28 protein-coding genes are annotated in these 26,328 nt (G+C 60.3%); 15 read left to right on the top strand and 13 right to left on the bottom strand.

What is annotated here, in order from left to right; genetic code table 11:
- Window position 1: 1 nt before the first annotated feature.
- The 3 genes from AC1DWG_RS19325 to AC1DWG_RS19315 form a co-directional block, all read right to left on the bottom strand.
- The gene (locus tag AC1DWG_RS19325; protein WP_477752944.1) at window positions 2–904 is read right to left on the bottom strand and encodes an alpha/beta fold hydrolase; all 903 of its coding nucleotides are present in this window, start codon (window positions 902–904) and stop codon (window positions 2–4) included.
- Window positions 904–1,686: a class II aldolase/adducin family protein gene (locus tag AC1DWG_RS19320; RefSeq protein WP_477763231.1), complete on the bottom strand. Its 783-nt coding sequence runs from the start codon at window positions 1,684–1,686 to the stop codon at window positions 904–906. The genes AC1DWG_RS19325 and AC1DWG_RS19320 overlap by 1 nt, the downstream gene beginning before the upstream one ends.
- A 226-nt stretch (window positions 1,687–1,912) precedes the next feature.
- Window positions 1,913–2,368, bottom strand: a complete 456-nt coding sequence (locus AC1DWG_RS19315; protein WP_477752946.1) for a flavodoxin — start codon at window positions 2,366–2,368, stop codon at window positions 1,913–1,915.
- A gap of 102 nt (window positions 2,369–2,470) precedes the next feature.
- Between AC1DWG_RS19315 and AC1DWG_RS19310 the strand changes: the two genes are divergently transcribed.
- Both AC1DWG_RS19310 and AC1DWG_RS19305 read left to right on the top strand, forming a co-directional pair.
- Window positions 2,471–2,947, top strand: coding sequence for a PAS domain S-box protein (locus AC1DWG_RS19310; protein WP_477752947.1), 477 nt, complete (start codon window positions 2,471–2,473; stop codon window positions 2,945–2,947).
- 54 nt (window positions 2,948–3,001) lie between these two features.
- Window positions 3,002–3,607 carry a hypothetical protein gene (locus AC1DWG_RS19305; RefSeq protein ID WP_477752948.1) on the top strand — a complete coding sequence of 202 codons (606 nt, stop codon included), beginning with the start codon at window positions 3,002–3,004 and terminating at the stop codon, window positions 3,605–3,607.
- Window positions 3,608–3,610: 3 nt separating this feature from the next.
- Here the strand turns inward: AC1DWG_RS19305 and AC1DWG_RS19300 are convergent, their stop codons facing one another.
- Entirely contained in the window at window positions 3,611–4,570 is a 960-nt protein-coding gene (locus tag AC1DWG_RS19300; RefSeq protein ID WP_477763230.1) for a MerR family transcriptional regulator, read from the bottom strand.
- 210 nt (window positions 4,571–4,780) lie between these two features.
- On the opposite strand from AC1DWG_RS19300, the gene AC1DWG_RS19295 reads away from it, so the two are divergent.
- The 7 genes from AC1DWG_RS19295 to AC1DWG_RS19265 all read left to right on the top strand — a co-directional run bounded on the left by AC1DWG_RS19295 (window position 4,781) and on the right by AC1DWG_RS19265 (window position 9,281).
- Complete coding sequence (locus AC1DWG_RS19295) at window positions 4,781–5,350, top strand: antibiotic biosynthesis monooxygenase (protein WP_477763229.1); 570 nt, start codon at window positions 4,781–4,783, stop codon at window positions 5,348–5,350.
- 70 nt (window positions 5,351–5,420) lie between these two features.
- Entirely contained in the window at window positions 5,421–6,131 is a 711-nt protein-coding gene (gene folM / locus AC1DWG_RS19290) for a dihydromonapterin reductase (protein ID WP_477788202.1), read from the top strand.
- A 20-nt stretch (window positions 6,132–6,151) separates the two neighbouring features.
- A complete protein-coding gene (folE, locus tag AC1DWG_RS19285) occupies window positions 6,152–6,712 on the top strand; it encodes a GTP cyclohydrolase I FolE (RefSeq protein ID WP_223455605.1) in 561 nt (186 codons plus the stop codon).
- Between the two features lie 2 nt (window positions 6,713–6,714).
- Window positions 6,715–7,086: a dihydroneopterin triphosphate 2'-epimerase gene (folX, locus tag AC1DWG_RS19280; RefSeq protein WP_007970304.1), complete on the top strand. Its 372-nt coding sequence runs from the start codon at window positions 6,715–6,717 to the stop codon at window positions 7,084–7,086.
- A 96-nt stretch (window positions 7,087–7,182) separates the two neighbouring features.
- Entirely contained in the window at window positions 7,183–7,479 is a 297-nt protein-coding gene (locus AC1DWG_RS19275; RefSeq protein WP_218429330.1) for a DUF1244 domain-containing protein, read from the top strand.
- On the top strand, window positions 7,472–7,810 hold the full coding sequence (locus AC1DWG_RS19270) for a HopJ type III effector protein (RefSeq protein ID WP_477788201.1): 339 nt from the start codon (window positions 7,472–7,474) through the stop codon (window positions 7,808–7,810). The genes AC1DWG_RS19275 and AC1DWG_RS19270 overlap by 8 nt, the downstream gene beginning before the upstream one ends.
- 220 nt (window positions 7,811–8,030) lie before the next feature.
- Entirely contained in the window at window positions 8,031–9,281 is a 1,251-nt protein-coding gene (locus AC1DWG_RS19265; protein ID WP_477763227.1) for a 2-aminoadipate transaminase, read from the top strand.
- A gap of 114 nt (window positions 9,282–9,395) precedes the next feature.
- Here AC1DWG_RS19265 and trxB read toward each other — a convergent pair whose 3' ends face one another.
- A complete protein-coding gene (gene trxB, locus AC1DWG_RS19260; RefSeq protein WP_477763226.1) occupies window positions 9,396–10,352 on the bottom strand; it encodes a thioredoxin-disulfide reductase in 957 nt (318 codons plus the stop codon).
- Between the two features lie 315 nt (window positions 10,353–10,667).
- Between trxB and cysZ the strand changes: the two genes are divergently transcribed.
- Complete coding sequence (gene cysZ / locus AC1DWG_RS19255) at window positions 10,668–11,420, top strand: sulfate transporter CysZ (RefSeq protein WP_477760007.1); 753 nt, start codon at window positions 10,668–10,670, stop codon at window positions 11,418–11,420.
- Window positions 11,421–11,477: 57 nt separating this feature from the next.
- Complete coding sequence (locus tag AC1DWG_RS19250; RefSeq protein WP_477763225.1) at window positions 11,478–12,677, top strand: glycosyltransferase family 4 protein; 1,200 nt, start codon at window positions 11,478–11,480, stop codon at window positions 12,675–12,677.
- A gap of 89 nt (window positions 12,678–12,766) precedes the next feature.
- Here AC1DWG_RS19250 and AC1DWG_RS19245 read toward each other — a convergent pair whose 3' ends face one another.
- The 3 genes from AC1DWG_RS19245 to AC1DWG_RS19235 all read right to left on the bottom strand — a co-directional run bounded on the left by AC1DWG_RS19245 (window position 12,767) and on the right by AC1DWG_RS19235 (window position 15,155).
- Complete coding sequence (locus tag AC1DWG_RS19245) at window positions 12,767–13,870, bottom strand: NADH:flavin oxidoreductase (protein WP_477788200.1); 1,104 nt, start codon at window positions 13,868–13,870, stop codon at window positions 12,767–12,769.
- A 194-nt stretch (window positions 13,871–14,064) separates the two neighbouring features.
- Window positions 14,065–14,547, bottom strand: coding sequence for a glutathione peroxidase (locus tag AC1DWG_RS19240; protein WP_477763223.1), 483 nt, complete (start codon window positions 14,545–14,547; stop codon window positions 14,065–14,067).
- Window positions 14,548–14,669: 122 nt separating this feature from the next.
- Entirely contained in the window at window positions 14,670–15,155 is a 486-nt protein-coding gene (locus AC1DWG_RS19235; protein WP_007942189.1) for an FKBP-type peptidyl-prolyl cis-trans isomerase, read from the bottom strand.
- Here AC1DWG_RS19235 and AC1DWG_RS19230 point away from each other — a divergent pair.
- The 3 genes from AC1DWG_RS19230 to AC1DWG_RS19220 are packed head-to-tail and all read left to right on the top strand — an operon-like array spanning window position 15,124 to window position 18,516.
- On the top strand, window positions 15,124–15,450 hold the full coding sequence (locus tag AC1DWG_RS19230) for a DUF3565 domain-containing protein (RefSeq protein ID WP_477755365.1): 327 nt from the start codon (window positions 15,124–15,126) through the stop codon (window positions 15,448–15,450). The two genes, AC1DWG_RS19235 and AC1DWG_RS19230, sit on opposite strands and share 32 nt — an antisense overlap.
- 60 nt (window positions 15,451–15,510) lie before the next feature.
- Window positions 15,511–17,610 (top strand): phosphate acetyltransferase, encoded by a 2,100-nt coding sequence (pta, locus tag AC1DWG_RS19225; protein WP_477755364.1) that lies wholly within the window; start codon window positions 15,511–15,513, stop codon window positions 17,608–17,610.
- On the top strand, window positions 17,611–18,516 hold the full coding sequence (locus AC1DWG_RS19220; protein ID WP_477763222.1) for an acyltransferase: 906 nt from the start codon (window positions 17,611–17,613) through the stop codon (window positions 18,514–18,516). It begins immediately after the preceding gene.
- A 171-nt stretch (window positions 18,517–18,687) separates the two neighbouring features.
- Here AC1DWG_RS19220 and cysN read toward each other — a convergent pair whose 3' ends face one another.
- The 3 genes from cysN to AC1DWG_RS19205 all read right to left on the bottom strand — a co-directional run bounded on the left by cysN (window position 18,688) and on the right by AC1DWG_RS19205 (window position 22,531).
- A complete protein-coding gene (gene cysN / locus AC1DWG_RS19215) occupies window positions 18,688–20,586 on the bottom strand; it encodes a sulfate adenylyltransferase subunit CysN (RefSeq protein WP_477755362.1) in 1,899 nt (632 codons plus the stop codon).
- 9 nt (window positions 20,587–20,595) lie between these two features.
- Window positions 20,596–21,513, bottom strand: a complete 918-nt coding sequence (gene cysD / locus AC1DWG_RS19210; protein WP_008008639.1) for a sulfate adenylyltransferase subunit CysD — start codon at window positions 21,511–21,513, stop codon at window positions 20,596–20,598.
- 259 nt (window positions 21,514–21,772) lie between these two features.
- Window positions 21,773–22,531, bottom strand: a complete 759-nt coding sequence (locus AC1DWG_RS19205) for a Nif3-like dinuclear metal center hexameric protein (protein ID WP_477753423.1) — start codon at window positions 22,529–22,531, stop codon at window positions 21,773–21,775.
- Window positions 22,532–22,634: 103 nt separating this feature from the next.
- On the opposite strand from AC1DWG_RS19205, the gene algW reads away from it, so the two are divergent.
- The gene (algW, locus tag AC1DWG_RS19200) at window positions 22,635–23,795 is read left to right on the top strand and encodes a Do family serine endopeptidase AlgW (RefSeq protein ID WP_223455591.1); all 1,161 of its coding nucleotides are present in this window, start codon (window positions 22,635–22,637) and stop codon (window positions 23,793–23,795) included.
- Between the two features lie 61 nt (window positions 23,796–23,856).
- Here algW and hisC read toward each other — a convergent pair whose 3' ends face one another.
- Window positions 23,857–24,909, bottom strand: a complete 1,053-nt coding sequence (gene hisC / locus AC1DWG_RS19195; protein WP_477753421.1) for a histidinol-phosphate transaminase — start codon at window positions 24,907–24,909, stop codon at window positions 23,857–23,859.
- Window positions 24,910–24,911: 2 nt separating this feature from the next.
- Window positions 24,912–26,237, bottom strand: coding sequence for a histidinol dehydrogenase (gene hisD, locus AC1DWG_RS19190; RefSeq protein WP_477763221.1), 1,326 nt, complete (start codon window positions 26,235–26,237; stop codon window positions 24,912–24,914).
- Window positions 26,238–26,328 lie beyond the last annotated feature (91 nt).

Below are 26,328 nucleotides of genomic sequence, written 5' to 3'. Positions count from 1 at the left end.
ATCAGGAACACGCCACCTTGCGCGACGGCAAGAGCAGTTGATCGCGAAACGCCAGGTAGTGCTTGAGCACCTCGCAGGGCGCCTCGATCTGTGGGTAGTGGCCAATGTCGGGCAACACCACCGTGTCCGCCTTCGGGATCAGTTCCCGGTAACGCTCGACCATGTGCACGCCGGAGATCGGATCGACCCCGCCGTCGATCACTCGCAGCGGCACTTCACCGCGTTGCATCGCGCTCACCCAGCGGTTGCGCCAGACGCGTCGCTCCGGGATGTAGGCGATCAATTTGTGCATGATCCGTGGCCCGCGCTGGCTTTCGACCAGGCTCCAGAAGTCATCCATCTGGCTTTCACTGGGACGGGTTTGCGGACCGAAAATCTGCCGGAAGCTTCTCACCAGGCCATCACGGCTGAAGGCACGGCCAATGATCCAGCCCAAAGGGCTGAGCAAGAGTTTTTGCATCAATACCGGGCGATGGGTTTCCGGAAACAACCCGCCATTGAGAAACACGCAACTGGCCAGCTCCACCCGCGACTCGTAATGCCGGGCCAGCAGTTCCTGGGCCACGCTGTCGCCGTAATCGTGGGCAAACAGGTGCACCGGCTGTTCGACATTCAGGTGTTCAAGCAGTGCCTGTTGCAGATCCGCTTGCTCCAGCAGGCTGTATTCGTGATTCGCAGGTTTAGCTGAATCGCCGAAGCCCAGCATGTCGCAAGCGATCACGCGAAACCGCTGGGTCAAAGGCTGCCACAGGTAATGCCAGTCCCAACTGGCGGACGGAAAGCCGTGAATGAGCAGCAGTGGCTCACCCTGCCCTGCTGTCCAGTAACGGATGCTCTGGTCACGAAAGATGAACGTCTGGCTGCGCTTGCGCCAGACACACAGAGGGATCTCGGCGAGTTCCATCAGAGTTTATAGCCCGGGTCCAGTTTATCGAGTTTGCGCAGCAGCGCCGGCCACGCCAGCGCTCCGCCCATGCCTTGAGCACTTCTGGTGACACCCGCGATCATGGCTTTGGCGCCGGCCAGAATCCGCGGTTCGATGGCGATCAGTTCAGTGGCACCGTTTTGCGCCATGACCTGAATGTCGCAGGCACGCTGAAAGGTGAACATCATCAGGAACGTATCGGCGATGGTGCTGCCGCAGGTCAGCAGACCGTGGTTATGCAGCATCAGGAAATTGTTTTCACCGAGGTCGGCCTGCAGCCGCACTTTCTCTTCATGGTTGAGCGCTACGCCTTCGTAGGCGTGGTAGGCCAGGCTGGAAAGCACGAACAACGACTGTTGGCTGATCGGCAAAACGCCCTGCTTCTGTGCCGACACCGCCACCCCTGAAGCGGTGTGGGTGTGGAGCACGCAGACGACATCGTGACGAACTTCATGCACGGCGCTGTGGATGGTGTATCCCGCCGGATTGATCTCGTAAGGACTGTCCATCAGCTTGTTGCCGGCCTGATCCACCTTGACCAGGCTCGACGCGGTAATTTCATGAAACATCAACCCGAACGGGTTGATCAGGAAATCTTCGGTGCCAGGCACCTTGGCGGAGATATGGGTGAAGATCAGGTCATCCCAGCCGTGTTGAGCGACCAGGCGATAACAAGCCGCCAGGTCGACGCGGGTCTGCCACTCGGCAGCACTGACCTGGTGTTTGACTCTGTGTGGCGATTGGACAGGAGCGACAGTCACGGCAAGGAACCTCGGTGTTTTTATGATGGAGTGTTTCCTATGTTTACCGAGTCTAGTCACCCCTTGAGGTTCGTGTACTTGCATTCGCAGCCAGCTTTGTGGCCCTGCGAGTCAGTCGCCCAGCCACCCTGGATCCATGTCAAACGACCGGCGCCAGCGATGGTCTGACAGACAGTTTTTTACCGTACTGTCAGAACCCTGACTGGCAAGGATGCCGGGGCAACGATCAGGCGCGCAGTGCGTTGATCAGGTCCGCCAGCCAGGGCTCGGCGTCCGTCTCGGGGGTCACGCTCTCGCTGGCATCCAGCCGCAGCATTGGCAGTACTTCGCGAATGCCCAGCTCACCGAACAATTCGCGCATCTGCTCGCCGCCGCCACAAAAAGTATCGCCATAACTCGCATCACCCAATCCGATCACCGCGCCCGGCAAACCGCGCCAGGCCGCTGGCAATTGGTCGCGAATGGTCGAATACAGCGGTTGCAGGTTGTCCGGCAGCTCACCCATGCCGGTGGTCGAGGTCACCGCCAGAAAGGCTTCGGGGCCGAACGCCTGGAGATCGGCGAGGGTCGCACGCGGGTTGTGAAAGGTTTCGAAACCGGCGGCTTTCAACAGGCTGGCGGCGTGGCGGGCAACTTCTTCGGCCGTGCCGTACACCGAGCCGGAAATGATGGCGACTTTCATCAATCTGATCCTGAATCCGAGTAAAAGACCCGGATATTAACAGCACGGTCGTGATTGTTCTTTTAGAATGCAATCGACAATCAATCAGGAAAGGATCCTCCGATGATTAATGCGCAACTGCTGCAAATGGCGATCAACACCTCCAACGACGGTATCGTGATTGCGGAAAAGGAAGGCGATCAGGACAAAATCCTCATTTACGTCAACCCCGCGTTCGAACGCCTGACGGGGTACTCCAGCGAAGAAATCCTCTATCAGGATTGCCGCTTCCTGCAGTCGGGAGACCGCGACCAGGAAGCCCTGCCGTTGATTCGCGACGCCTTGAACCGTGAAGGATCCTGCCGGGAAATACTGCGCAACTACCGCAAGGACGGCACACCGTTCTGGAACGAGCTGTCCCTTTCAACGGTGAAAAATCCAGCGGACGGGCAAACCTACTTTGTCGGCGTGCAGAAAGATGTCACCGCGCAGGTCAAGACACAACAGCGCGTGACACAGCTTGAAGCGCAGTTGGCTGAACTCCAGGCCGAACTGACGGCGCTCAAGGCGACGAACGGCAAAAACCAAATCAAGAATTAATGGTCAGTAACTACAATCACCGCTGACTTTGTAACTATATCTTTTGAGCTGGCCATGCAACGCGACGCACTCCTGACCCAGGATGAGCTGGATTTCATCCAGAGCATGCAACACAACCCGCAACTCAATGTGCGGGACGCGACGTCGAGCCTGCTCGTCAACGGGGGATCGCAAATTCGTGACCTGCTCACCCGCCTGGCGGCCCATGAGCAGGTGACCATTCAAGCCACCTTCGAAAACCAGCAAATGACCTTCCCCCTGCACCTGGTGGAAGACGAGTTCCATGCGCTACACCTGCGCCTCGGCGTGCCGAGCATCTATGAAGACGGACCGATGGTCCGGCCTTGGCGCCTGGTACTGGACGAACCGGTAGCACTGGAAAACGCCAAGGGTCAAACAGGCACCCTCTGGGTGCACGAAGTGTCGTGCAAAGGGGTTTTGCTGGAGGTTCGCAACAAGACCAAGCCGCCGAAGCATTTCGCCTTGTGGTTCAGCCCGTCAGGCTATGAGCGGATTGCCTTGCGTGGCACTTTCGAGAAAGAAAACGAACAGGGCTTCTATGCCTATCAACTGAGCCAGAGCGATACGGACGAAACCGAGCGCCTGCGCCAGTTCATCCTGCAACAACATCGGTTGACTCATCCCGCGCTGCACCTCTGAACCTCAAGTATCCAGACTACCCGCCAGGAACTGCTTCAGACGCTGGCTCATGACCTCCCCTTCATTGCCCAGGCATCCGATCGATGACCCGGCCAGGCTCTCCTGTACCAGATCGCAAGCATCACCGGCCAACAACAATCGGCACTCCAGACTCATGGCCAGGCGATTCAAGCGCCGCGGCAACTCGGGAGCCGGCACATGATTGGAAAACAACACCAGCGCCAAGGGCTTGACCCTTTCACACGTCAGCACCAGCTCATCGAACGGCTGACCAATGTTCAGCACGCGAACGGCCGCTGGCCCGGCACTCAGAAACAGGGCGGCGACCAACAGTTCCAGCTCGCGGCAATGGCCAACCAAGGCACAGATGACCACCCGAGGCGGCTGTTTGTCTCGCAGCAACAACAGACGCTGCACCACCCGGGAACGCAAAAATCCATCCAGGAACAACCACTCGCTGGTCCCGCCGAACTGGTCCTGTCGTTGCAACAATTGCTTCCAGACAGGGATCAGAATGTCCTGAAACACCACCGGCAGGGCGTGACTGGAAAAGATTTGCCCGTAGACCTGCTCCAGCCGAATGTCGTCAAACCCGTTGACCGCAGCAAGAACCTGCTGCTGCCACTGTGCATAATCGGCTTCCACGAGGTTGTTGGGGATAATGTGCGACAACGCCTGGAGCGGCTGGGTTTTGGCCAGGATCCTGCCGATCTTGCTGACGACTACACCGCGCTCGACCCAGCCGAGGACATTGCGAACCCGTTCGATATCGGTCAGCGAATACAGGCGATGCCCACTTTCGGTGCGCATTGGAACAATCAGGCCATAACGTCGCTCCCAGGCTCGAAGCGTGACCGGATTGACGCCTGTCAGGCGCGCCACCTCGCGAATCGGATAGAGCTGTTCCTGTTCAAGGGAGACAGCCCGCGGTACACCTGAAACTACGTCAGTAAGGACAGGCATCTAGGATTGTATGTCCATGTGCAGATGGGACCCCATTTAACTCCTCTGCCCCACAACGATTCAAGTTCATAATCGAAAAAAATCGCTCAAAGACGAAACCGGCAGAATCAGGAATAATCCTTGCTTGTTTCAAGCCGCAGCCCACTACCCCGGCGCTGCGCCTGGCGAAGTTCCTATCCGGAGCGACGCAAATGTCTACGGAGATGCACAATGTCTACCCCTCCCGTCACGCTGATGGTTGCGCGCCGCGTTGCCAATGGACGTTATCAAGACCTGATCGCCTGGCTGCGCGAAGGCGAACAACTGGCCACCGACTTTCCTGGCTACCTTGGCTCCGGGGTACTCGCACCGCCGCCCGGTGATGACGAGTTCCAGATTATCTTCCGCTTCGCCGACGAGCAGACCCTGCATGCCTGGGAGCATTCCGCTTCGCGCAGCGCCTGGCTCGGACGCGGCAGCGAGTTGTTCGCCCACCCGACGGAACATCGGGTCAGCGGCATCGAGGGCTGGTTCGGTGCCGTCGGTCAGCGCCCGCCGCGCTGGAAACAGGCCGTGGCAATCTGGTTGGCGTTCTTTCCGGTTTCCCTGCTGTTCAACTTTGCGCTGGGGTCGCTGCTGAGTGAGATGGCGCTGCTGCTCCGCATGTTCATCAGCACCCTGTGCCTGACGCCGTTGATGGTGTATTTCTTCATTCCACTGTCGACCCGTTTGCTGGCCAATTGGCTGAACAGCACGCCCGTACGCCGCTTGCCCGCCGCCCCCTCCACCCAAAACCACTGATATTGCGCACAATAGGTAGAGCGCTCCCGTCGCTGGTATAGTTTTGTTCTCACCGCGACGCGAGCCGTTCATGACTTTTTCTGCAGCCCCCATCCTCATTACCGGAGCCGGCCAGCGTGTCGGCCTGCATTGCGCCCGGCGACTGCTGGAAGATGGCCAGCGCGTGATTTTCAGCTACCGCAGCGAACGACCCGGCGTACAAGCCCTGCGCGATCTGGGGGCCACCGCGGTGTTCGCGGACTTCGCCAGCGAGGCCGGGATCCTCGCCTTCATCAGCGAACTGAAAACCCACACCGACTGTTTACGGGCGATTGTCCACAACGCCTCCGAATGGCTGGCCGAAACGCCGGACACCGACGCTGCAGCGTTCACCCGCATGTTCAGCGTGCACATGCTGGCGCCCTACCTGATCAACCTGCATTGCGCCGACCTGCTGCAACGCTCAAGCCCCGCAGACATCGTGCACATCAGCGATGACGTGACCCGCAAGGGCAGTAGCAGGCACATCGGCTATTGCGCCAGCAAAGCCGGGCTCGACAGCCTGACCCTGTCCTTCGCCGCCAGGTACGCGCCGGCCATCAAGGTCAACGGGATCGCGCCAGCCCTGCTACTGTTCAACCCTGAGGACGACGCGGCCCACCGCGCCAAGGTGCTGGCCAAGTCCGCGCTGGGCATCGAACCCGGCTGCGAAGTGATCTACCAGAGCCTGCGCTATCTGCTCGACAACCCTTATGTCACCGGCACCACCCTGACCGTCAACGGCGGAAGGCACATCAAATAAGTGTCCCGCGAGGATTTTCCATGACGTTATCGCTGCCCCAGAATTATCGAGAGATCCTCATCGGCCTCGGCGAAAACCCCGACCGCGAGGGTTTGCTCGATACACCGACGCGTGCAGCCAAAGCCATGCAGTACCTTTGCCATGGTTACGAGCAAAGTGTCGAAGAGATCGTCAATGGCGCGCTGTTCGCCTCCGACAACGATGAAATGGTCATCGTCGACAACATCGAGCTGTACTCGCTTTGCGAACACCACATGCTGCCCTTCATCGGCAAGGCGCATGTGGCTTATATTCCAACCGGCAAAGTGCTGGGCCTGTCGAAGATCGCACGGCTGGTGGACATGTTCGCCCGGCGCCTGCAAATCCAGGAAAACCTCACCCGGCAAATCGCCGACGCCGTGCAACAGGTGACCGGCGCGGCAGGCGTCGCGGTGGTCATCGAGGCACAGCACATGTGCATGATGATGCGCGGCGTCGAGAAACAGAATTCGACCATGAACACCTCGGTGATGCTCGGCGCCTTCCGCGAGTCGAGCAACACCCGCCAGGAGTTCCTGCAATTGATTGGACGGAGCAAGTAGCAATGCCACAACTTCAGCCAGGCATGGCACGCATCCGGGTCAAAGACCTGTGCCTGCGTACCTTCATCGGCATCAACGAGGATGAAATCCTCAACAAGCAGGATGTGCTGATCAACCTCACCATCCTGTACGCAGCCCAGGAAGCGGTGCGGGACAACGACATCGATCACGCGTTGAACTACCGAACCATTACCAAGGCGATCATTGCCCATGTGGAAGGCAACCGCTTTGCGCTGCTCGAACGCCTGACCCAGGAAATTCTCGACCTGGTGATGGCTAACGCATCGGTGCTCTACGCCGAGGTCGAGGTCGACAAGCCCCACGCGCTGCGATTTGCCGAGTCGGTGTCGATTACGCTGGCAGCGAGCCGCTAGCTTCAAGCCACAAGCGCCAGGCTGTAAACTTGCAGCCACCGCCATCCAACTTGCAGCTTCAAGCGTGCCGCTTGAAGCTGTCTCGCAGAGACCGCCATGACCGATCAACAACGCCTGGAACTCGAAGCCGCCGCCTTTCGCCGGCTGGTGGCCCACCTCGACAGCCGTAAGGATGTGCAAAACATCGACCTGATGAACCTCTCGGGCTTCTGCCGCAACTGCCTGTCCAAGTGGTACAAGGCGGCGGCTGACGAACGCCAGATCGAGGTCAGCCTCGATGAAGCCCGCGAAGTGGTTTACGGCATGCCGTACGCCGAGTGGAAAGCCCAATTTCAGCAAGAAGCCAACGCCGAACAACAGGCGGCGTTCGCCAAAGGAAAACCCAATGAGTGATTTGAACACCCTGCGCGCCAGCCTCAACAGCGGCGAACACGCCTTCGCCGATACTCTGGCGTTCATTGCTGCCGGTTACGACTACCAGCCTCAGGCTTTCAACAATGGTGGCGTGGAAAACGCGGCCGGGCAGAACGAAGGCTCGTGCAAGACCCTGGGTCTGGCGTTGCTCGAAGGCTTGAGTGATGCAGAAGCCCTGCTGGCTTTCGGCGAGCATTACCGTTCGGTGCTGGCGACGCCGGAAGGCAGCGACCATGGCAATATCCGCGCGTTGATTGCCCATGGCCTGGCCGGGGTGAAGTTCGCTCAGCAACCGCTGACCCGCCGATAACCGCATTCCTGTAGGAGCCGGCTTGCCGGCGAAGGGTCCATTGAGTTTTGCATCATTCTTGCGGACGCCTTCGCTGGCAAGCCAGCTCCTACAGGTTCAGCTGTGTTTGAAACCACAACCCGACTTTTAAGATTGACCCGGCAACTTTATTTCGTTTGCCGGGTACCACCGCTCACGGCTTAGATAAAAAGAAGCCTCCCTTCTTTCGAGCCGGTCATCCATGCGCAGCGAATCCATCAGCCAGTCGATCAACATCGTTCACCCTGTCACGCTCAGCCACGGTAAAAACGCCGAGGTCTGGGACACCGATGGCAAACGCTACATCGACTTTGTCGGCGGCATCGGCGTGTTGAACCTCGGCCATTGCCATCCGCGTATCGTCGAAGCCATCCGCGAACAAGCCACCCGACTGACCCATTACGCGTTCAATGCAGCGCCCCATGTGCCTTACCTCGAACTGATGGATCGCCTCAGCGCGTTCATGCCGGTGAGTTACCCGGTCAGCGGCATGCTCACCAACAGCGGCGCGGAAGCAGCGGAAAACGCCCTGAAGATCGTCCGTGGCGCCACCGGCCGTAGCGTGGTCATCGCCTTCGACGGCGCTTTCCACGGCCGCACACTGGCCACCCTCAACCTCAACGGCAAAGTCGCGCCCTACAAACAGAAAGTCGGCGTGCTGCCGGGGCCGGTATTTCACCTGCCCTTCCCCAGCCAGGACAACGGCGTCACCGGTGCCGAGGCCCTCAAAGCCATGGAGCGCCTGTTCAGCGTCGAGATCGATGTCGAGGACGTCGCCTGCTTTATCGTCGAACCGGTGCAGGGCGAAGCGGGCTTCCTGGCCATGGAGGCCGAGTTCGCCCAGGCGCTGCGCAAGTTCTGCGACGACAAGGGCATTGTGCTGATCGCCGATGAAATCCAGTCCGGTTTCGGCCGAACCGGCCAGCGCTTCGCGTTCTCGCGATTAGGCATCGAACCAGACCTGATCCTGCTCGGCAAAAGCATCGCCGGCGGTGTGCCGCTGGGTGCGGTGGTCGGGCGCAAGTCGCTGCTCGACAACTTGCCCAAGGGCGGACTCGGCGGCACTTACTCCGGCAATCCCATCGCCTGTGCAGCGGCATTGGCAACCCTGGACGAAATGACCGATGCCAACCTGCACGCTTGGGGTGCCCAACAGGAAGAAGCGATTGTCGGCCGCCATGCAACCTGGCGCGCGAACAAGCTGACGCCGTACGTGGGACGCCTGACCGGCGTCGGCGCCATGCGTGGCATCGAGCTGATCAACGCCGATGGCTCGCCCGCACCGGCCCAATTGACCCAACTGCTGGCCCTGGCGCGGGACGCGGGCCTGCTGTTGATGCCCAGCGGCAAATCGCGGAACATCATTCGCCTGCTGGCACCGTTGACCATCGAGGCAACGGTGCTGGAGGAAGGGCTCGACATCCTTGAGGCGTGCCTGGCCAAACTGGCCTAAGCATATCTCCCCTGTAGGAGCTGCCGAAGGTTCGGCAGCTCCTACAGGGAGCGCATTTGTGTTGCCCATAAAAAACCGGCCGAAGCCGGTTTTTTCATTTCGACGAAAGCAGAATCAAGCGTTCTGCAGATTGTCGAGGTAACGCTCGGCATCCAGTGCCGCCATGCAACCGGCGCCAGCGGAGGTGATGGCCTGACGGTACACGTGGTCAGCCACGTCACCGGCGGCGAAGATGCCTTCGAGGCTGGTGGCGGTGGCGTTGCCGTCACGGCCGCCCTGCACAACAAGGTAGCCGTCTTTCAGGGTCAACTGGCCTTCGAACAGCGAAGTGTTTGGCGTGTGGCCGATGGCGATGAACACGCCGTCGACTTTCACTTCGTCGAAGCTGCCGTCGTTGTTCTTCAGGCGCGCACCGGTCACACCCATGTTGTCGCCCAGCACTTCGTCCAGGGTCGCGTTCAGCTTCAGCTCGATCTTGCCTTCGGCAACACGGGCATTCAGCTTGTCGATCAGGATCTTCTCGGCGCGGAAAGTCTCGCGACGGTGGATCAAGGTCACCTTGCTGGCGATGTTGGCCAGGTACAGGGCCTCTTCAACAGCGGTGTTGCCGCCGCCGACCACGGCAACCGGCTTGTTGCGGTAGAAGAAACCGTCGCAGGTCGCGCAGGCCGAAACGCCTTTGCCCATGAAGGCATCTTCCGATGGCAGGCCCAGGTAACGAGCGCTGGCGCCGGTGGCGATGATCAGGGCGTCGCAGGTGTAAGTCGCGCTGTCGCCGGTCAGGGTGTACGGCTTGGCGGCGAAGTCCACGGCATTGATGTGATCGAAAACGATCTCGGTTTCGAAACGCTCGGCGTGCTCGCGCATCCGCTCCATCAGCGCCGGGCCGGTCAGGCCGTGGACGTCGCCCGGCCAGTTGTCGACTTCGGTGGTGGTGGTCAGTTGACCGCCAGCCTGCATGCCGGTGATCAGCAGTGGCTTGAGGTTGGCACGGGCGGCATAGACCGCGGCGCTGTAACCGGCAGGGCCGGAACCGAGAATAATCACTCGCGAATGACGGACTTCAGACATGACCTGCTCCTGTTGACCGGCCCGGAACACCTGGCGCGGAACGCCGGATTGCCGGCTGGAATAAAAAAGAACGGTTGAAAGCACTTGGGGAAGGCTTGAACCCGACCGTCCTGTAAAAAGATTGGGTGCAGCGTATCGAGGGGGCGAAGATTAAGGAAATACGGATTAACAATCCAGCTCATAGGTGGTCTCTATGCCATCTGACCGACGATATCGACGTCTTTGTTACAGTGAATGTCGATACCACTGCCGCGCTTTCGCACATGAAGCAAAGCCGGTAAGGTCGGCGCGTTTTCCCTTTGCTCGGAGCACATCATGCCTGCCCCCGTTCTGTCCGGCCCGCAATACCTGCGCGAAGGCCTCAAGCTGGTGCTGAGCCCCAGCCTGCGTTTGTTCGTGTTGTTGCCGTTGGCGATCAACCTGGTGCTGTTCGTCGGATTGATCTACCTGGCCGGCCATCAATTCAGCTTGTGGGTCGATACGCTGATGCCGTCCCTGCCCGACTGGCTGAGTTTTCTCAGCTACATCCTCTGGCCGCTGTTCGTGGTGCTCGTCGTGCTGATGGTGTTCTTCACCTTCACCATGCTCGCCAACGTCATTGCCGCGCCATTCAACGGTTTCCTGGCGGAGAAAGTCGAGGTGGTGGTGCGCGGCACCGACGACTTCCCGACCTTCAGCTGGGGCGAACTGATTGCGATGATCCCGCGCACCCTGGCCCGGGAAATGCGCAAGCTCGGCTACTTCCTGCCCCGGGCTATCGGGCTGTTCATCCTCTCGTTCATCCCGGTGGTGAACATCATCGCCGCGCCGCTGTGGCTGTTGTTCGGGGTGTGGATGATGGCGATCCAGTACATCGACTACCCGGCGGACAACCACAAACTGGGCTGGAACGAAATGCTCGCCTGGCTGCGACAGAAGCGCTGGCAAAGCATGAGCTTCGGCGGCATCGTCTACCTGGTGCTGCTGATCCCGGTGGTCAACATCCTGATGATGCCGGCCGCCGTGGCCGGGGCAACGCTGTTCTGGGTGCGTGAGCGCGGCGCGGAAAACCTGGTGGCGCAGCGCTGAGCCATCAGCTCCGGTACCGCAGTCACAAATCCATCATCCAGACGTCACACTGACGACATGCCCCCAGCCGACACTGGGGTCATGACGACAGCTCTGCATATCACCCTGATCACCGAAACCTTCCCTCCGGAAATCAACGGCGTGGCCAATACCCTGGGGCACTTGTGCGACGGTTTGCGCGCACGCGGGCATCAGGTGGAACTGGTGCGACCGCGTCAGGGCTGCGACCAACAGCTGGGCAGCGACGATGAACTGCTGCTATGCCGCGGCTGGCCGCTACCGGGTTATCCCGGCCTGCAATGGGGTCAGTCGTCGATGCACAAGCTGCTGCGGCGCTGGACGCGTCATCGCCCGGATGTGCTCTACATCGCCACCGAGGGCCCGCTGGGCCTCTCTGCATTGCGTGCGGCACGGCGACTGGGGATTTCCGTGGTCAGCGGTTTTCACACCAATTTCCAGCAATACTCCAACCAGTACGGGCTTGGTTTGCTCACGCGCCTGCTGACTCACTACCTGCGCTGGTTCCACAACCGCTCGACCATGACCCTGGTGCCCAGCGTCAGTCAGCGCATGGAACTGGAGCGACGTCATTTCGAACGACTGGCGTTGCTGTCCCGAGGGGTCGACAGCGAATTGTTTCACCCGGCCAAACGCTTGAATGCCCTGCGCGAGCAATGGGGACTGGCCGAGGCAGACATCGCCGTCATTCATGTCGGACGCCTGGCCCCGGAAAAAAACCTCGGCCTGCTCAAGCGTACCTTCAATACCCTCAAGGCGAGTTATCCCCAGCGCATCCTGAAACTGATCGTTGTCGGCGATGGCCCGCAGCGCCAGGAACTGGAAAACGAAATCCCCGAGGCGATTTTCTGTGGTACCCAACGGGGTGAAGCCCTGGCGTGTCACTACGCTTCGGGCGACGTGTTTTTGTTTCCGAGCCTGACCGAAACCTTTGGCAATGTAGTGCTTGAAGCACTTGCCTCGGGGCTCGGCGTGGTGGCCTACGACCAGGCGGCAGCCGCCCAGCATATTCGTCATGGCTACAACGGCGTGCTGGCGATGCCGGGAGATGAAGAAGCGTTCTGCGATGCAGCGGCATGGCTGCTGGAGGAAAGGGAAGCCTTGCGCAATGTGCGGCTCAATGCCCGCCAGCATGCCAGTCGCCAGGGTTGGGCGACGATTATCGAACAGTTCGAGGGACAGTTGCGCGGGGCTTGCATGCAGCAACAGTCAGTGCCGGATGCTGCGTTGCTGCCTTGAAAAGCTTCGCTGGCAAGCCAGCTCCTACAGGATTTGCGCGTTTTCTATAGGAGCTGGCTTGCCAGCGAAGAGGGCTTCGAAGACGCCGCTTAAACCAGCGTCATCAACGCCTCACGGCTGAACGGCAGAATGTCTTCCTCACGGCCGTCGCGCACTTTCTGCGCCCAGTCCGGGTCCACCAGCAACGCACGACCGACCGCTACCAGGTCAAACTCGTCGTTGTTCAGGCGCTCCAGCAGTTTTTCCAGGCTGGCGGGCTGTGCGACCTTGTCGGTGTTGACCATGAACTGCAGGAACTCGCCATCCAGGCCGACGCTGCCTACGGTGATGGTCGGCTTGCCGGTGAGTTGACGGGTCCAGCCGGCCAGATTCAACTCGGAACCGTCGAACTCCGGCTCCCAGAAACGGCGGGTCGAGCAGTGGAAAATATCCACGCCCGCATCCGCCAGCGGCTTGAGAAACTCGCCCAAGGCTTCCGGGGTTTGCACCAGGCGTGCGGTGTAGTCCTGCTGCTTCCACTGGGAGAAACGGAAGATGATTGGGAAACCTTCACCGACTGCGGCACGCACGGCCTGAATCAATTCAATGGCGAAGCGCGAACGGTTGGCCAGGCTGCCGCCGTACTCGTCGGTACGCTGGTTGCTGCCTTCCCAGAAGAACTGGTCGATCAAGTAACCGTGGGCACCGTGGATTTCCACGCCGTCCATGCCGATGCTCTGGGCATCCTTGGCGGCCTGGGCGAACGCGGCGATCACGTCCTGGATGTCTTGCTTGGTCATGCCGTGCACCACGACCTGACCTTCCTTCACTTTTTCCGACGGGCCATAACCCGGCACGCTGGCGTCCGGCTCGGTGCCGATACGACGTACGCTGCCCACATGCCACAACTGTGGAACGATCTTGCCGCCTTCGGCGTGAACGGCATCGACGACTTTCTTCCAGCCGGCCAGGGCCGCTTCACCGTAGAAATGCGGAACGTTCGGGTAGCCGTTGGACGCCTTGTGACCGACGGTGGTGCCTTCGGTGACGATCAGGCCGACGCCCGCTGCGGCGCGGCGACGGTAGTATTCGATCACTTTGGAATCAGGCACGCCGCCCGGGGAAAAGGAGCGGGTCATCGGCGCCATGACGACGCGGGTCGGCAGTTCGAGGGTGCCGAGGTGGAACGGTTTGAACAGGGCTTTGACGGGCATGGGACGCTCCACGGGAAGAAATTTTATGACGACGATAATATGAAGTGAGCGCCGCTTTGAACAGCACTATTGATTGCGGTGATTAAGGATCAAAAGATAGTAAATAACGTAGGAGCCGGCTTGCTGGCGAATCAGGCGACGCGGTGTGTCAGGGACACCGCTTTCGCTGGCAAGCCAGCTCCTACAGGAGAATGTCAGCCCAATGCTTTTTCGATCGCATGAACCACAGACGGATCATCCGGCGCCGTTCGCGGCGAGAACCGCGCCAGCACGCGGCCGTCCTTGCCCAGCAGGAACTTCTCGAAGTTCCAGGTGATGTCGCCGGGAAATTCCGCACCCTCGCCCGCCAGCAAGCGGTACAACTGATGACGGTCATGCCCGTTGACTTCCAGCTTGCTGGACAACGGGAAGGTCACGCCATAGTTGAGGCTGCAGAAATCCTTGATCTGCTGCTCGGTCCCCGGTTCCTGCCCGGCAAACTGGTTGCACGGCAAGCCCAACACGCTGAAGCCTTTGGCCTTGTATTGCTGGTAGAGGTTTTCCAGCGCCGCGTACTGCGGGGTCAAGCCGCATTTGGAGGCGACGTTGACCACCAGCACGACTTGGCCTTTGAAAGGCGCCAGAGGTAGCTCCTGACCATCCAGGGCTGTCAATTTAAGGTCGTGAAAAGCACTCATGGCGTACTCCAGATTCCCGTGTTCTTCTTGAAACAGTCACTTGGCGGTGTCGTCAGAGACAGCCGCATACTAAAAAGGCGCCCACAAGGCGCCTCTCCAGTTATCTGAGCTTAGCGCAGAAATCAGTGGTGATGGCCACCTTCGCCATGGACGTGGCCATGAGCGATTTCTTCCTGGCTGGCATCACGGATGGCAACGATCTTGACCTGGAAATTCAGGCGCTGACCGGCCAACGGGTGGTTGCCGTCAACGGTGACGTCGTCGCCGTCCAGATCACGGATGGTCACGATCTGCATCTGGCCGTCCGGTGCGGAAGCGTGGAACTGCATGCCCACTTCCAGCTCATCGACGCCTTCGAACATGCTGCGGCTCAGGGTGCTGACCAGTTCGGCAGCGTACTCGCCGTAAGCGTCTTCCGGTTCAACGGCTACGGTCAGTTCGTCGCCGACCGCTTTGCCTTCCAGAGCCTTTTCCAGGCCCGGGATGATGTTGCCTGCGCCTTGCAGGTAGACCAGCGGCGCGCCGCCGGCGGAGCTGTCGATGACCTCACCAGCGTCGTTGGTCAGGGTATAGTCGATGGAGACAGCCTTATTGGCGGCGATCAGCATGGGGCGAGACCTTTTGCATAAGAAGATTGAAAGGCCAAGTTTAGCGAAGCAATCGTCCGAAAGCGAACACAACACGGACAGACGGGACTCGACGATCACAGGCTTCCACCAGGACGAGGACGGACACTGGGTGGCCGAGCTTTCCTGCGGCCACACCCAACACCTGCGGCACCAGCCACCATGGCAATCGCGCGCCTGGGTCATGGACCCTGCGCAGCGCCAGGAAAAAATAGGCCAACCCTTTGATTGTGGTTGGTGCGCACAAGGCTCGGTTAGCGATAACCTTGGCGACTGAATTTCGGTAGATCGCCAGTTATAGGCGTTCACCTTTGCCATGCACCTCCAGAGAATCCGCATGCAAACTTTTTTTATCGCGCCCACCGATTTTGGTGTGGGTCTGACCTCCATCAGCCTCGGGCTGGTGCGTACTCTTGAGCGCGCCGGCCTCAAGGTCGGCTTTTTCAAACCGATTGCCCAGCCGCATCCGGGCGACACGGGCCCGGAACGTTCCACCGAACTGGTGGCGCGTACCCACGGCTTGAAACCACCCCAGCCCTTGGGCCTGGCCCATGTCGAGCGCATGCTCGGCGACGGTCAGCTCGATGAGTTGCTCGAAGAAATCATCGTCCTTTATCAGCAGGCGGCCATCGGCAAGGACGTGCTGATCGTCGAAGGCATGGTGCCGACCCGCAGCGCCAGTTATGCCGCGCGGGTCAACCTGCATCTGGCCAAGAGCCTCGACGCCGAGGTGATCCTGGTCTCGGCACCGGAAAACGAAGTGCTGACCGAGCTCTCCGGTCGCGTCGAGTTGCAGGCGCAATTGTTCGGCGGCCCGAAAGACCCGAAAGTCCTTGGTGTGATCCTCAACAAGGTCAAGACCGAGGAAAGCATGGAGGCCTTCGCCACGCGCCTGAAGGAACATTCGCCGTTGCTGCGCAGTGGGGATTTCCGTCTGCTCGGCTGCATTCCGTTCCAGCCGGAACTGAACGCCCCGCGCACCCGCGACGTCGCCGACCTGATGGGCGCGCAAGTGCTCAACGCCGGTGATTACGAAACCCGGCGCATGACCAAGATCATCATTTGCGCCCGCACCATGCGCAACACCGTGGAGTTGCTCAAGCCCGGCGTGCTGGTGGTAACCCCCGGCGACCGCGATGACATCATCCTCGCCGTCAGCCTCGCGGCCTTGAACGGCGTACCGCTGGCCGGCCTGCTGCTGACCAGCGACACCCTGCCCGACCCACGCATCATGGACCTGTGCCGCGGCGCCCTGCAGGCCGGGTTGCCGGTGCTGTCGGTGAGTACCGGCTCCTACGACACCGCCAACCTGCTCAATGGCCTGAACAAGGAAATTCCCATCGATGACCGCGAGCGCGCCGAAATCATCACCGATTTCATCGCCAGCCACCTCGATGCCAACTGGTTGCATCAGCGTTGCGGTACGCCGCGGGAGATGCGCCTGTCGCCAGCAGTTTTCCGCTATCAATTGATCCAGCGCGCCCAGGCGGCCAACAAGCGCATCGTGTTGCCCGAAGGCAGCGAGCCGTTTACCGTACAGGCTGCCGCGATCTGCCAGGCCCGTGGCATCGCTCGCTGTGTGTTGCTGGCCAAGCCCGAAGACGTGCAGGCCGTCGCCCGCGCCCAGGGCATCGAATTGCCGCCAGGCCTGGAAATCATTGATCCGGACTTGATCCGCGAGCGTTATGTCGAGCCAATGGTCGCGCTGCGCAAAAGCAAAAGCCTCAACGCGCCGATGGCCGAGCAACAACTGGAAGACACTGTGGTGATCGGCACCATGATGCTGGCCCTGGATGAAGTCGACGGCCTCGTGTCGGGCGTGATCAACACCACCGCCAACACCATCCGCCCGGCCCTGCAACTGATTAAAACCGCGCCTGGCTGCACCCTGGTGTCGTCGGTGTTCTTCATGCTGTTTCCGGAAGAGGTGCTGGTTTATGGCGACTGCGTGATGAACCCGCACCCAAGTGCCAGCGAACTGGCCGAGATCGCCCTGCAAAGCGCTGACTCGGCCGCCGCCTTCGGCATCACGCCACGGGTAGCGATGATCAGCTACTCCAGCGGTGAATCCGCCAGCGGCGAAGAAGTCGAGAAGGTCCGCGAGGCGACCCTGCTCGCCCACGAACAACAGCACTCGCTGCTGATCGACGGCCCCTTGCAATACGACGCCGCCGCCAACGAAGACGTCGCCCGGCAACTGGCGCCGAACAGTCAGGTCGCCGGTCGCGCCACGGTATTCGTGTTTCCCGACCTGAACACCGGCAACACCACGCACAAAGCCGTGCAGCGCAGCGCCGACTGCGTCAGCCTCGGGCCAATGCTGCAAGGCCTGCGCAAACCGGTGAACGATTTGCCGCGCGGCGCGCAGGTCGATGACATCGTCTACACAATCGCGTTGACCGCGATCCAGGCAGCCAACCGACCTATGGATGTGTAAATGCTGGATTTTCTACCTGCTGCGCTGCGGGGCGTGATCGCCTCGCTGCTGTTGGCGCTGAACACGATTTTGCTCTGCTCGTTTCTGTTCTGCGTGGCGCTGGTCAAGGTATTGCCGTTCGCCTTCACCCAGCGTCTCGCGGGCTGGCTGATGAGTCATACCCACGAAGCCTGGATCAGCATCAACAAAGGCTGGATGAATCTGGTGCGCCGCACGCGCTGGCACATCAGCGGCCTGCAAGGCCTCGACTATCAGCACTCGTACCTGATTACCAGCAACCACCAGAGCTGGGTCGACATTCTGGTGCTGCAATACGTGCTCAACCGGCGCATTCAGCCGCTGAAGTTCTTTCTCAAGCAGGCGCTGATCTGGGTCCCGGTGATCGGCCTGGCCTGGTGGGCGCTGGGCTTTCCGTTCATGAAGCGCTACTCCAAGGCTTATCTGGAGAAGCATCCGGAGAAGAAAGGCAAGGACCTGGAAACCACGCGCAAGACCTGCGCGAAATTCCGCGACAACCCGGTGGGCATTTTCAACTTCGTCGAAGGCACGCGCTTCACCAAGGGCAAGCATGCCCAGCAGCAGTCACCCTTCAAGTACCTGCTCAAGCCCAAGGCCGGAGGCATTGCCTTTGTGCTGGATGCAATGGGTGAGCAGCTGGAGTCGATCGTCAACGTGACCATCCACTACCCCGCCGGGCGCCCGGGTTTCTGGGACTTGCTGTGCGGGAATGTGGCGGACGTGGTGGTGCACTTTGAAGAGCTGAAAATTCCGCCGCAATTCATTGGCAAGAACTATGACCAGGATGGTGAGTACCGCCTGCAGTTTCAGGGCTGGATCAATCAGTTGTGGCAGGACAAGGATGCTCTGCTTGCGCAGATGCATCGCGAATATCCGGGCAAACACTAATCCCCTGTAGGAGCGAGCCTGCTCGCGATAGCGGTCGTACATTCAGAATTTATGTCGACTGATCCACCGCTATCGCGAGCAGGCTCACTCCTACAGTTGACCGAGTCGATCTGAAATAAAAAAACCCGCCGATGATCACTCATCGACGGGGTTCTTTTTACCGGCTAGCGCTTAGATCGCACCACGCTCACGCAGCAGACCCAGCACTTGCTTGACGCTTTCCTCCAGCGACACGGACTGGGTGTCGATCACCAGGTCGGCATCCAGCGGCACGTCGTACGGGAAGGACTCGCCCGGGATGTTATCCCCGGCCGCTGCGTACAAACCTTGCGGATCACGCTCGGCGCAGACTGTCGGCGAAGCCTGGACATAGACCGTCAGCAGACGCTCCTTGCCGATCAGTTCACGGGCCTGCTCACGACCTTCGGCACTCGGCGCAACGAACGCTGCCAGGGTCAGCAGACCGGCTTCGTTGAACTGACGCGCGACGTGCGCGGCACGACGCCAGTTCTCGGTACGCCCGGCGCGGTCCTGTGGCAGACCTTTGTTCAGGTCGTGACGCAGGTTCTGGCCATCGAGCACGAACACTGCACGGCCCAGGTCGAACAGCTTGCGTTCAACCGCATAGGCCAGCGTGCTTTTGCCCGCGCCGGACAAGCCGCTGAACAACACGGTGGCCGGTTGCTGGCCGAAGCGCTGGGCGCGTTCTTCGGTGGCGACGTGCGCGAGTTTGCCGTGATGCGTGCTACTGCCGTGCGCCACTGGTTGAGCGATGATCATGCCGGCGGCGACGGTGCCATTGGTCAAACGATCGATGACGATGAACGAACCGGTGGTGCGGTTGCTCGCGTAACCGTCCAGCGCGATGGCTGCATCGAGGCTGATCTTGACCCGACCGATCTCGTTCAGCTGCAAGGCACTGGCAGGGCCTTCTTCCAGGGTGTTCACGTCAACGCGGTTGACAATGCTGGTGATCGAACCCGGCACGTACGTCGTAGCGCGCTTGATGTCGTATTTCTTGCCCGGCAGCATCGGCTCTTCGGCCATCCACACCAGCATGGCATCGAAGCCGTCAGTCACTTGCGGCTGGTTGTCGGCATGCACCAGCAAGTCGCCGCGGGAGATATCGATCTCGTCTTCCATGGTCAGCGTCACCGCTTGACCCGGACCTGCATGCTCCAGCTCACCTTCGAAGGTGACGATGGATTTCACGCGACTGCTCTTGCCCGACGGCAGCACCACGACTTCGTCGCCCTTGTGCACGACGCCACTGGCCAGGGTGCCGGCGAAACCACGGAAGTTCAGGTTCGGACGGTTGACGTACTGCACCGGGAAACGCAGGTCGGTGTAGTTGCGGTCGCTGGCGATTTCGACGGTTTCGAGGATTTCCATCAGCGACTGGCCGGTGTACCACGGCGAGCGCTCGGACTTGTTCACTACGTTGTCGCCCTTGAGCGCCGACATCGGTACGAACGCCATGGTGGTCGGCTTGAACGCGATGCCTTCGGCGAACTTCAGGTAATCGGCCTTGATCGACTCGAACACGTTTTCGTCGAAGCCGTTGAGGTCCATCTTGTTGATGGCGACAACGATGTGCTTGATGCCCAGCAACGAGGCAATGAAGCTGTGGCGACGGGTCTGGGTTTGCACGCCGTAACGGGCGTCGACCAGGATGATCGCCAGGTCACAGGTGGATGCACCGGTGGCCATGTTGCGAGTGTACTGCTCATGGCCGGGAGTATCGGCGATGATGAATTTGCGTTTGGCGGTGGAGAAATAGCGGTAGGCGACATCAATGGTGATGCCTTGCTCACGCTCGGCCTGCAAGCCGTCGACCAGCAACGCCAGGTCGATATCTTCACCGGTGGTGCCGACTTTTTTCGAGTCGCGGGTGATGGCTTCCAGATGATCTTCGTAGATCATTTTGGAGTCGTGCAGCAGACGCCCGATCAGGGTGCTCTTGCCGTCATCGACGTTGCCACAGGTAAGAAAGCGCAGCATTTCCTTGCGTTCGTGCTGGCCCAGATAGGCGAGGATGTCCTCGCTGATCAAATCAGATGCGTGCGACATGACAACCCCTTAGAAATAACCCTGACGTTTCTTTTCTTCCATCGAGCCTGCGCCATCGTGATCGATGACCCGGCCCTGGCGTTCGGAAGTTCGCGTCAGGAGCATTTCCTGAATGATGTCGGTCAGGCTGGTGGCCTCGGACTCGACCGCACCGGTCAACGGGTAGTCACCCAGTGTGCGGAAACGGACCTTCTTCTTGACGATGCGCGCCTTGTCTTCATCGCTCAGGTGATTGAGCAGGCGTTCGTCGTCGATCATGATCCAGGTGCCATTCATCTCGATGACGTCGCGCTCGGCGGCGAAATACAGCGGCACGATCGGGATGCCTTCGAGGTAGATGTACTGCCAGATGTCCAGTTCGGTCCAGTTCGACAACGGGAACACGCGGATCGATTCGCCCTTGTTGACCTTGCCGTTGTAGACGTTCCACAGCTCGGGACGCTGGTTTTTCGGGTCCCAGCGGTGCTTGGTATCGCGGAAGGAATACACGCGCTCTTTGGCACGGGACTTCTCTTCGTCACGACGGGCACCACCGAAAGCAGCATCGAAACCGTACTTGTCGAGGGCCTGCTTGAGGCCTTCGGTTTTCATGATATCGGTGTGCTTGGCACTGCCGTGGGTCAGCGGGTTGATGCCCTGCGCAACACCCTCGGGATTCACGTGCACCAGCAGGTCAAGGCCCAGTTCTTCGACCATGCGGTCGCGGAACGCGTACATTTCCTTGAACTTCCACTGGGTGTCGACGTGCATCACCGGGAACGGCAGTTTGCCCGGGAAGAATGCCTTGCGCGCAAGGTGCAGCATCACGGCGGAGTCTTTACCGACGGAGTACAGCATCACCGGGTTATCGAACTCGGCGGCGACCTCGCGGATGATGTGGATGCTTTCGGCCTCCAGCTGTTTCAGATGCGTCAGTTTGTCGACCATGGCTACTCACGAAAACGATCTTATGGACGGCCAGCGGGCCGTGTTCGAGCGGGGAATCCTAGCACAGCGACCTCTTCTAATCAGGACGCCAACTAGATCGAAAGAGCATATGAATATGCCTGCCTGTTTGGGCTGTCGAACTGCGAACTCTTCCTTGTAGGAGCTGCCGGAGGCTGCGATCTTTTGATTTTGATTTTTAAGATCAAAAGATCGCAGCCTCCGGCAGCTCCTACAAAAGCGATCACATTGCAGTCGGAAATCAAATCGGATTCGGGCAATCGATGAAGATGTGTTCCAGCGCAAAGCGCCGCGCCAGATAATCCCCCAGCGCCTGAACGCCGTAGCGCTCGGTGGCATGGTGACCGGCGGCGATGAAGCTGATGTCGTTTTCCCGGGCGCTGTGGAAGGTTTGCTCGGAAGCCTCGCCGCTGAGGTACAGATCGACGCCTGCCAGTATGGCCTGATCGATGTAACCCTGGCCACCACCGGTGCACCAGCCGACGCGGCGGATCATCGCGCTGCCTTCGATCAACAGCGGCTCACGGCCCATGACTTCCTTGACGCGGCGGGCGAAATCCCGGGGCGTCATCGGCTCATTCAGCGAGCCGACCAGGCCGACAATCTTCAGATTGTCCGGGTCCAGCGGGCCTTCGACGGTGATGTCGAGTTGCCGCGCGAGCTGCACGTTATTGCCGACGTCCGGGTGCAGATCCAGCGGCAGGTGATAGGACAACAGGCTGATATCGTGCTTGAGCAGGGTCTTCAAGCGGCGCTGCTTCATGCCGGTGATGCACGGGTTCTCGCCCTTCCAGAAGTAGCCATGATGCACCAGCACCAGGTCGGCATTGGCCTCCACTGCCGCATCGAGCAAGGCCTGGCTGGCAGTGACGCCACTGACAATGCGCATCACTTGCGGACGGCCTTCGACCTGCAGGCCATTGGGACAGTAATCGGCGATTTTGGCGCTGTTTAGGTAACGGTCGGCTTCTTCGACCAGGGTGCTCAGGGCGACGGCCATAAAAGACTCCTAAATATCCCGTTCAGAGGCGCGTGCGGCCTCGTATAATGCGCGTCATTATGAGCGGTCTCATACCGCCTGCAACTCTCTCAGGAAGTGCTTAATGCTCAAGGCGCTGCGTTTTTCCGGCTGGCCGCTGCTGGCCGGCGTGCTTGTCGCTCTTTTGATAATCCAGCGTTACCCGCAGTGGGTCGGGCTTCCAAGCCTCGACGTCAATCTGCAACAAGCGCCGCAAACCACCAGTATGCAGCAGGGCCCGGTGTCTTATGCCGAAGCGGTATCCACCGCGGCGCCGTCGGTGGTGAACCTGTACACCACCAAAGTCATCAACAAACCCAACCATCCGTTGTTCGAAGATCCGCAGTTCCGTCGCTTCTTCGGCGATAACTCGCCCAAGCAGAAACGCATGGAATCGAGCCTCGGCTCCGGCGTGATCATGAGCCCGGAAGGCTACATCCTGACCAACAACCACGTGACCAGCGGCGCCGACCAGATCGTGGTGGCGCTCAAGGACGGCCGGGAAACCCTGGCGCGGGTGATCGGCAGCGATCCGGAGACTGATCTCGCGGTGCTGAAAATCGACCTGAAAAACCTGCCGTCGATCACTGTCGGGCGTTCCGACAACATCCGCATCGGCGACGTCGCGCTGGCCATCGGCAACCCGTTCGGCGTCGGCCAGACCGTAACCATGGGCATCATCAGCGCCACCGGTCGCAACCAACTGGGCCTGAACAACTACGAAGACTTCATCCAGACCGACGCCGCAATCAACCCCGGCAACTCCGGCGGTGCGCTGGTGGATGCCATCGGCAACCTGACCGGCATCAACACGGCGATCTTCTCCAAATCCGGCGGTTCCCAGGGCATCGGTTTCGCGATCCCGGTAAAGCTGGCGATGGAAGTGATGAAGTCGATCATCGAGCACGGCCAGGTGATTCGTGGCTGGCTGGGTATCGAAGTGCAGCCGCTGACCCAGGAATTGGCCGAATCGTTCGGCTTGTCCGGACGCCCGGGCATTGTAGTGGCGGGGATTTTCCGCGACGGTCCGGCACAGAAGGCCGGCCTGCAACTGGGGGATGTGATTCTTGCCATCGATGGCGAACCGGCCGGTGATGGCCGCCGCTCGATGAATCAGGTGGCGCGGATCAAGCCGACAGACAAGGTCGCGATCCAGGTGATGCGCAACGGCAAGGAACTCAAGCTGACAGCGGAAGTCGGCCTGCGTCCGCCGCCGGCTCCGGTCAAGGAAAAAGAAGAAGAGTAAGCGGCTGAGACAAGCCCCTGTAGGAGCGAGCTTGCTCGCTCCTACAGGGGTCAGCGGTGGTTTACAGGTCGCCCAGGCCGTCGATCAGCGCCTGATTCTGCTCTGGCGTGCCGATGCTGATCCGCAGGAACTGGGCAATCCGCTCCTGCTTGAAGTGCCGGACGATCACGCCCTGCTCACGCAACTTGGCCGCAAGCCCCGCCGCATCGTGCCGGGGGTGACGGGCGAAAATGAAGTTCGCCGCCGATGGCAGCACTTCAAACCCCTTCTCCTCTAGCTGCGTAACGACCTTCTCGCGATTCTCGATCACCAACCGGCAGGTCTTGTCGAAATACTCGCGATCCTCGAACGCCGCGGCAGCGCCGACATTCGCCATGCGATCCAGCGGATAGGAGTTGAAGCTGTTCTTGATCCGCTCCAGCGCCTCGATCAGGTCCGGATGGCCGACCGCCAGCCCCACCCGCAGGCCGGCCAGGGAACGGGACTTGGACAGGGTCTGGGTCACCAGCAGGTTCGGATAACGCTCGACCAGCGTGATTGCCGTCTCGCCGCCGAAGTCGATGTAGGCCTCGTCCACCACGACCACAGAATCCGGGCTGGCCTTGAGAATCTGCTCCACCGCCTCCAGCGCCAACAGGCAACCTGTAGGTGCGTTCGGGTTGGGGAAGATAATCCCGCCGTTCGGCTTGGCGTAGTCCGCCGGGTTGATCTGGAATTGCTCGTCCAGTGGCACGGCGTCGAACTTGATGCCGTACAACCCGCAGTAAACCGGATAGAAGCTGTAGCTGATGTCCGGGAACAGCAGCGGCTGATCGTGCTGCAGCAAACCGTGGAAGATGTGCGCCAGCACTTCATCGGAACCGTTGCCGAGGAACACCTGATTGCCTTGCACGCCGTAGTACCTGGCAACGGCCTGCTTGAGCAGATCGCTGTTCGGGTCCGGGTACAGACGCAGATTGTCATTCAGTTCGGTTTGCATCGCCGCAAGGGCTTTTGGCGATGGGCCGTACGGGTTTTCGTTGGTGTTGAGCTTCACCAGCTTTGCCAGCTTCGGCTGCTCACCCGGGACGTAAGGCACCAGATTCTTGACGAACGGGCTCCAGAATTTACTCATGTTCAGTTCCCCTTTTGTTCATCAACGATGCGGTATTCGGCGCTACGCGCGTGGGCGGTCAGCGACTCGCCACGGGCCAGCACGGAAGCGGTCTTGCCCAACTCGGACGCGCCCTGCTCGGAGCAGAAGATGATCGACGAGCGTTTCTGGAAGTCGTACACACCCAGCGGCGAGGAGAAACGCGCAGTGCCGGAGGTCGGCAATACGTGGTTCGGGCCGGCACAGTAGTCACCCAAGGCTTCGGACGTGTGACGGCCCATGAAGATCGCGCCGGCATGGCGGATTTGCGGCAGCCAGGCCTGTGGATCGGCAACGGACAATTCGAGGTGCTCCGGCGCGATGCGGTTGGCGACTTCGATGGCCTGTTCCATGTCGCGCACCTTGATCAGTGCACCACGGCCATTGATCGAGGTTTCAATGATCGAGGCGCGTTCCATGGTCGGCATCAGCTTGGCGATGCTGGCGGCGACCTTGTCGAGGAACTCGGCGTCGGGGCTGACCAGAATGGCCTGGGCGTCTTCGTCGTGCTCGGCTTGGGAGAAAAGATCCATGGCGATCCAGTCCGGATCGGTCTGGCCGTCGCACACCACGAGGATCTCGGAGGGACCGGCGATCATGTCGATACCGACCTGGCCAAACACGTGGCGCTTGGCGGTGGCGACATAGATGTTGCCCGGGCCGACCACTTTATCGACCTTCGGCACGCTTTCGGTGCCGTAAGCCAATGCGGCAACGGCTTGAGCGCCACCGATTGTGAACACGCGGTCGACACCGGCGATGCAGGCAGCGGCCAGCACCAGCTCGTTGATTTCACCGCGCGGGGTTGGCACCACCATGACCACTTCGGTGACGCCTGCAACCTTGGCCGGAATCGCGTTCATCAGCACCGACGACGGGTACGACGCCTTGCCGCCCGGCACGTACAGACCGGCGCGGTCCAGCGGCGTGACTTTCTGGCCCAGCACCGTGCCGTCGGCCTCGGTGTAGCTCCAGGAATCCTGCTTCTGTTTTTCGTGGTAGCTGCGCACTCGAGCCGCGGCGACTTCCAGCGCTTCGCGCTGCGGCACGGAGATACGGGTAAGTGCCAGTTCCAGACGCTCGCGCGGCAGGATCAGGTCGGCCATGGACTTCACGTCCAGGCCATCGAACTGGCGGGTAAAGTCCACCAGTGCCGCGTCGCCACGCTCACGCACGGCCTTGATGATGTCCAGCACCCGCTGATTGACCGAGTCGTCAGACACACTTTCCCAGCTCAGCAGATGATCCAGATGATGCGCGAAATCCGGGTCAGCAGCGTTGAGTCGGCGAATTGCAGTCGGTGCGGTCATAGCGAGAGCCTCATAGGAATGGCAAAAACTCAGGCACCCGAAGCTAGCACTCCATCCGCTTGGGCACCTGAGAATTCTGGCTATGAGGCGG

The organism is Pseudomonas sp. P4_B3, assembly GCF_056402295.1.
The sequence above is the reverse complement of the archived record's forward strand: the minus strand, read 5'-3'. Positions and strand labels throughout refer to the sequence as shown.

Excerpts from the sequence above, each read along its gene's own strand:
- AC1DWG_RS19325 (WP_477752944.1), bottom strand. The coding sequence starts at position 904 with ATGGAACTCGCCGAGATCCCTCTGTGTGTCTGGCGCAAGCGCAGCCAG.
- AC1DWG_RS19315 (WP_477752946.1), bottom strand. The coding sequence starts at position 2,368 with ATGAAAGTCGCCATCATTTCCGGCTCGGTGTACGGCACGGCCGAAGAA.
- AC1DWG_RS19310 (WP_477752947.1), top strand. The coding sequence starts at position 2,471 with ATGATTAATGCGCAACTGCTGCAAATGGCGATCAACACCTCCAACGAC.
- AC1DWG_RS19305 (WP_477752948.1), top strand. The coding sequence starts at position 3,002 with ATGCAACGCGACGCACTCCTGACCCAGGATGAGCTGGATTTCATCCAG.
- AC1DWG_RS19300 (WP_477763230.1), bottom strand. The coding sequence starts at position 4,570 with ATGCCTGTCCTTACTGACGTAGTTTCAGGTGTACCGCGGGCTGTCTCC.
- AC1DWG_RS19295 (WP_477763229.1), top strand. The coding sequence starts at position 4,781 with ATGTCTACCCCTCCCGTCACGCTGATGGTTGCGCGCCGCGTTGCCAAT.
- folM (WP_477788202.1), top strand. The coding sequence starts at position 5,421 with ATGACTTTTTCTGCAGCCCCCATCCTCATTACCGGAGCCGGCCAGCGT.
- folE (WP_223455605.1), top strand. The coding sequence starts at position 6,152 with ATGACGTTATCGCTGCCCCAGAATTATCGAGAGATCCTCATCGGCCTC.
- folX (WP_007970304.1), top strand. The coding sequence starts at position 6,715 with ATGCCACAACTTCAGCCAGGCATGGCACGCATCCGGGTCAAAGACCTG.
- AC1DWG_RS19275 (WP_218429330.1), top strand. The coding sequence starts at position 7,183 with ATGACCGATCAACAACGCCTGGAACTCGAAGCCGCCGCCTTTCGCCGG.
- AC1DWG_RS19270 (WP_477788201.1), top strand. The coding sequence starts at position 7,472 with ATGAGTGATTTGAACACCCTGCGCGCCAGCCTCAACAGCGGCGAACAC.
- AC1DWG_RS19265 (WP_477763227.1), top strand. The coding sequence starts at position 8,031 with ATGCGCAGCGAATCCATCAGCCAGTCGATCAACATCGTTCACCCTGTC.
- trxB (WP_477763226.1), bottom strand. The coding sequence starts at position 10,352 with ATGTCTGAAGTCCGTCATTCGCGAGTGATTATTCTCGGTTCCGGCCCT.
- cysZ (WP_477760007.1), top strand. The coding sequence starts at position 10,668 with ATGCCTGCCCCCGTTCTGTCCGGCCCGCAATACCTGCGCGAAGGCCTC.
- AC1DWG_RS19250 (WP_477763225.1), top strand. The coding sequence starts at position 11,478 with ATGCCCCCAGCCGACACTGGGGTCATGACGACAGCTCTGCATATCACC.
- AC1DWG_RS19245 (WP_477788200.1), bottom strand. The coding sequence starts at position 13,870 with ATGCCCGTCAAAGCCCTGTTCAAACCGTTCCACCTCGGCACCCTCGAA.
- AC1DWG_RS19240 (WP_477763223.1), bottom strand. The coding sequence starts at position 14,547 with ATGAGTGCTTTTCACGACCTTAAATTGACAGCCCTGGATGGTCAGGAG.
- AC1DWG_RS19230 (WP_477755365.1), top strand. The coding sequence starts at position 15,124 with ATGGAGACAGCCTTATTGGCGGCGATCAGCATGGGGCGAGACCTTTTG.
- AC1DWG_RS19235 (WP_007942189.1), bottom strand. The coding sequence starts at position 15,155 with ATGCTGATCGCCGCCAATAAGGCTGTCTCCATCGACTATACCCTGACC.
- pta (WP_477755364.1), top strand. The coding sequence starts at position 15,511 with ATGCAAACTTTTTTTATCGCGCCCACCGATTTTGGTGTGGGTCTGACC.
- AC1DWG_RS19220 (WP_477763222.1), top strand. The coding sequence starts at position 17,611 with ATGCTGGATTTTCTACCTGCTGCGCTGCGGGGCGTGATCGCCTCGCTG.
- cysN (WP_477755362.1), bottom strand. The coding sequence starts at position 20,586 with ATGTCGCACGCATCTGATTTGATCAGCGAGGACATCCTCGCCTATCTG.
- cysD (WP_008008639.1), bottom strand. The coding sequence starts at position 21,513 with ATGGTCGACAAACTGACGCATCTGAAACAGCTGGAGGCCGAAAGCATC.
- AC1DWG_RS19205 (WP_477753423.1), bottom strand. The coding sequence starts at position 22,531 with ATGGCCGTCGCCCTGAGCACCCTGGTCGAAGAAGCCGACCGTTACCTA.
- algW (WP_223455591.1), top strand. The coding sequence starts at position 22,635 with ATGCTCAAGGCGCTGCGTTTTTCCGGCTGGCCGCTGCTGGCCGGCGTG.
- hisC (WP_477753421.1), bottom strand. The coding sequence starts at position 24,909 with ATGAGTAAATTCTGGAGCCCGTTCGTCAAGAATCTGGTGCCTTACGTC.
- hisD (WP_477763221.1), bottom strand. The coding sequence starts at position 26,237 with ATGACCGCACCGACTGCAATTCGCCGACTCAACGCTGCTGACCCGGAT.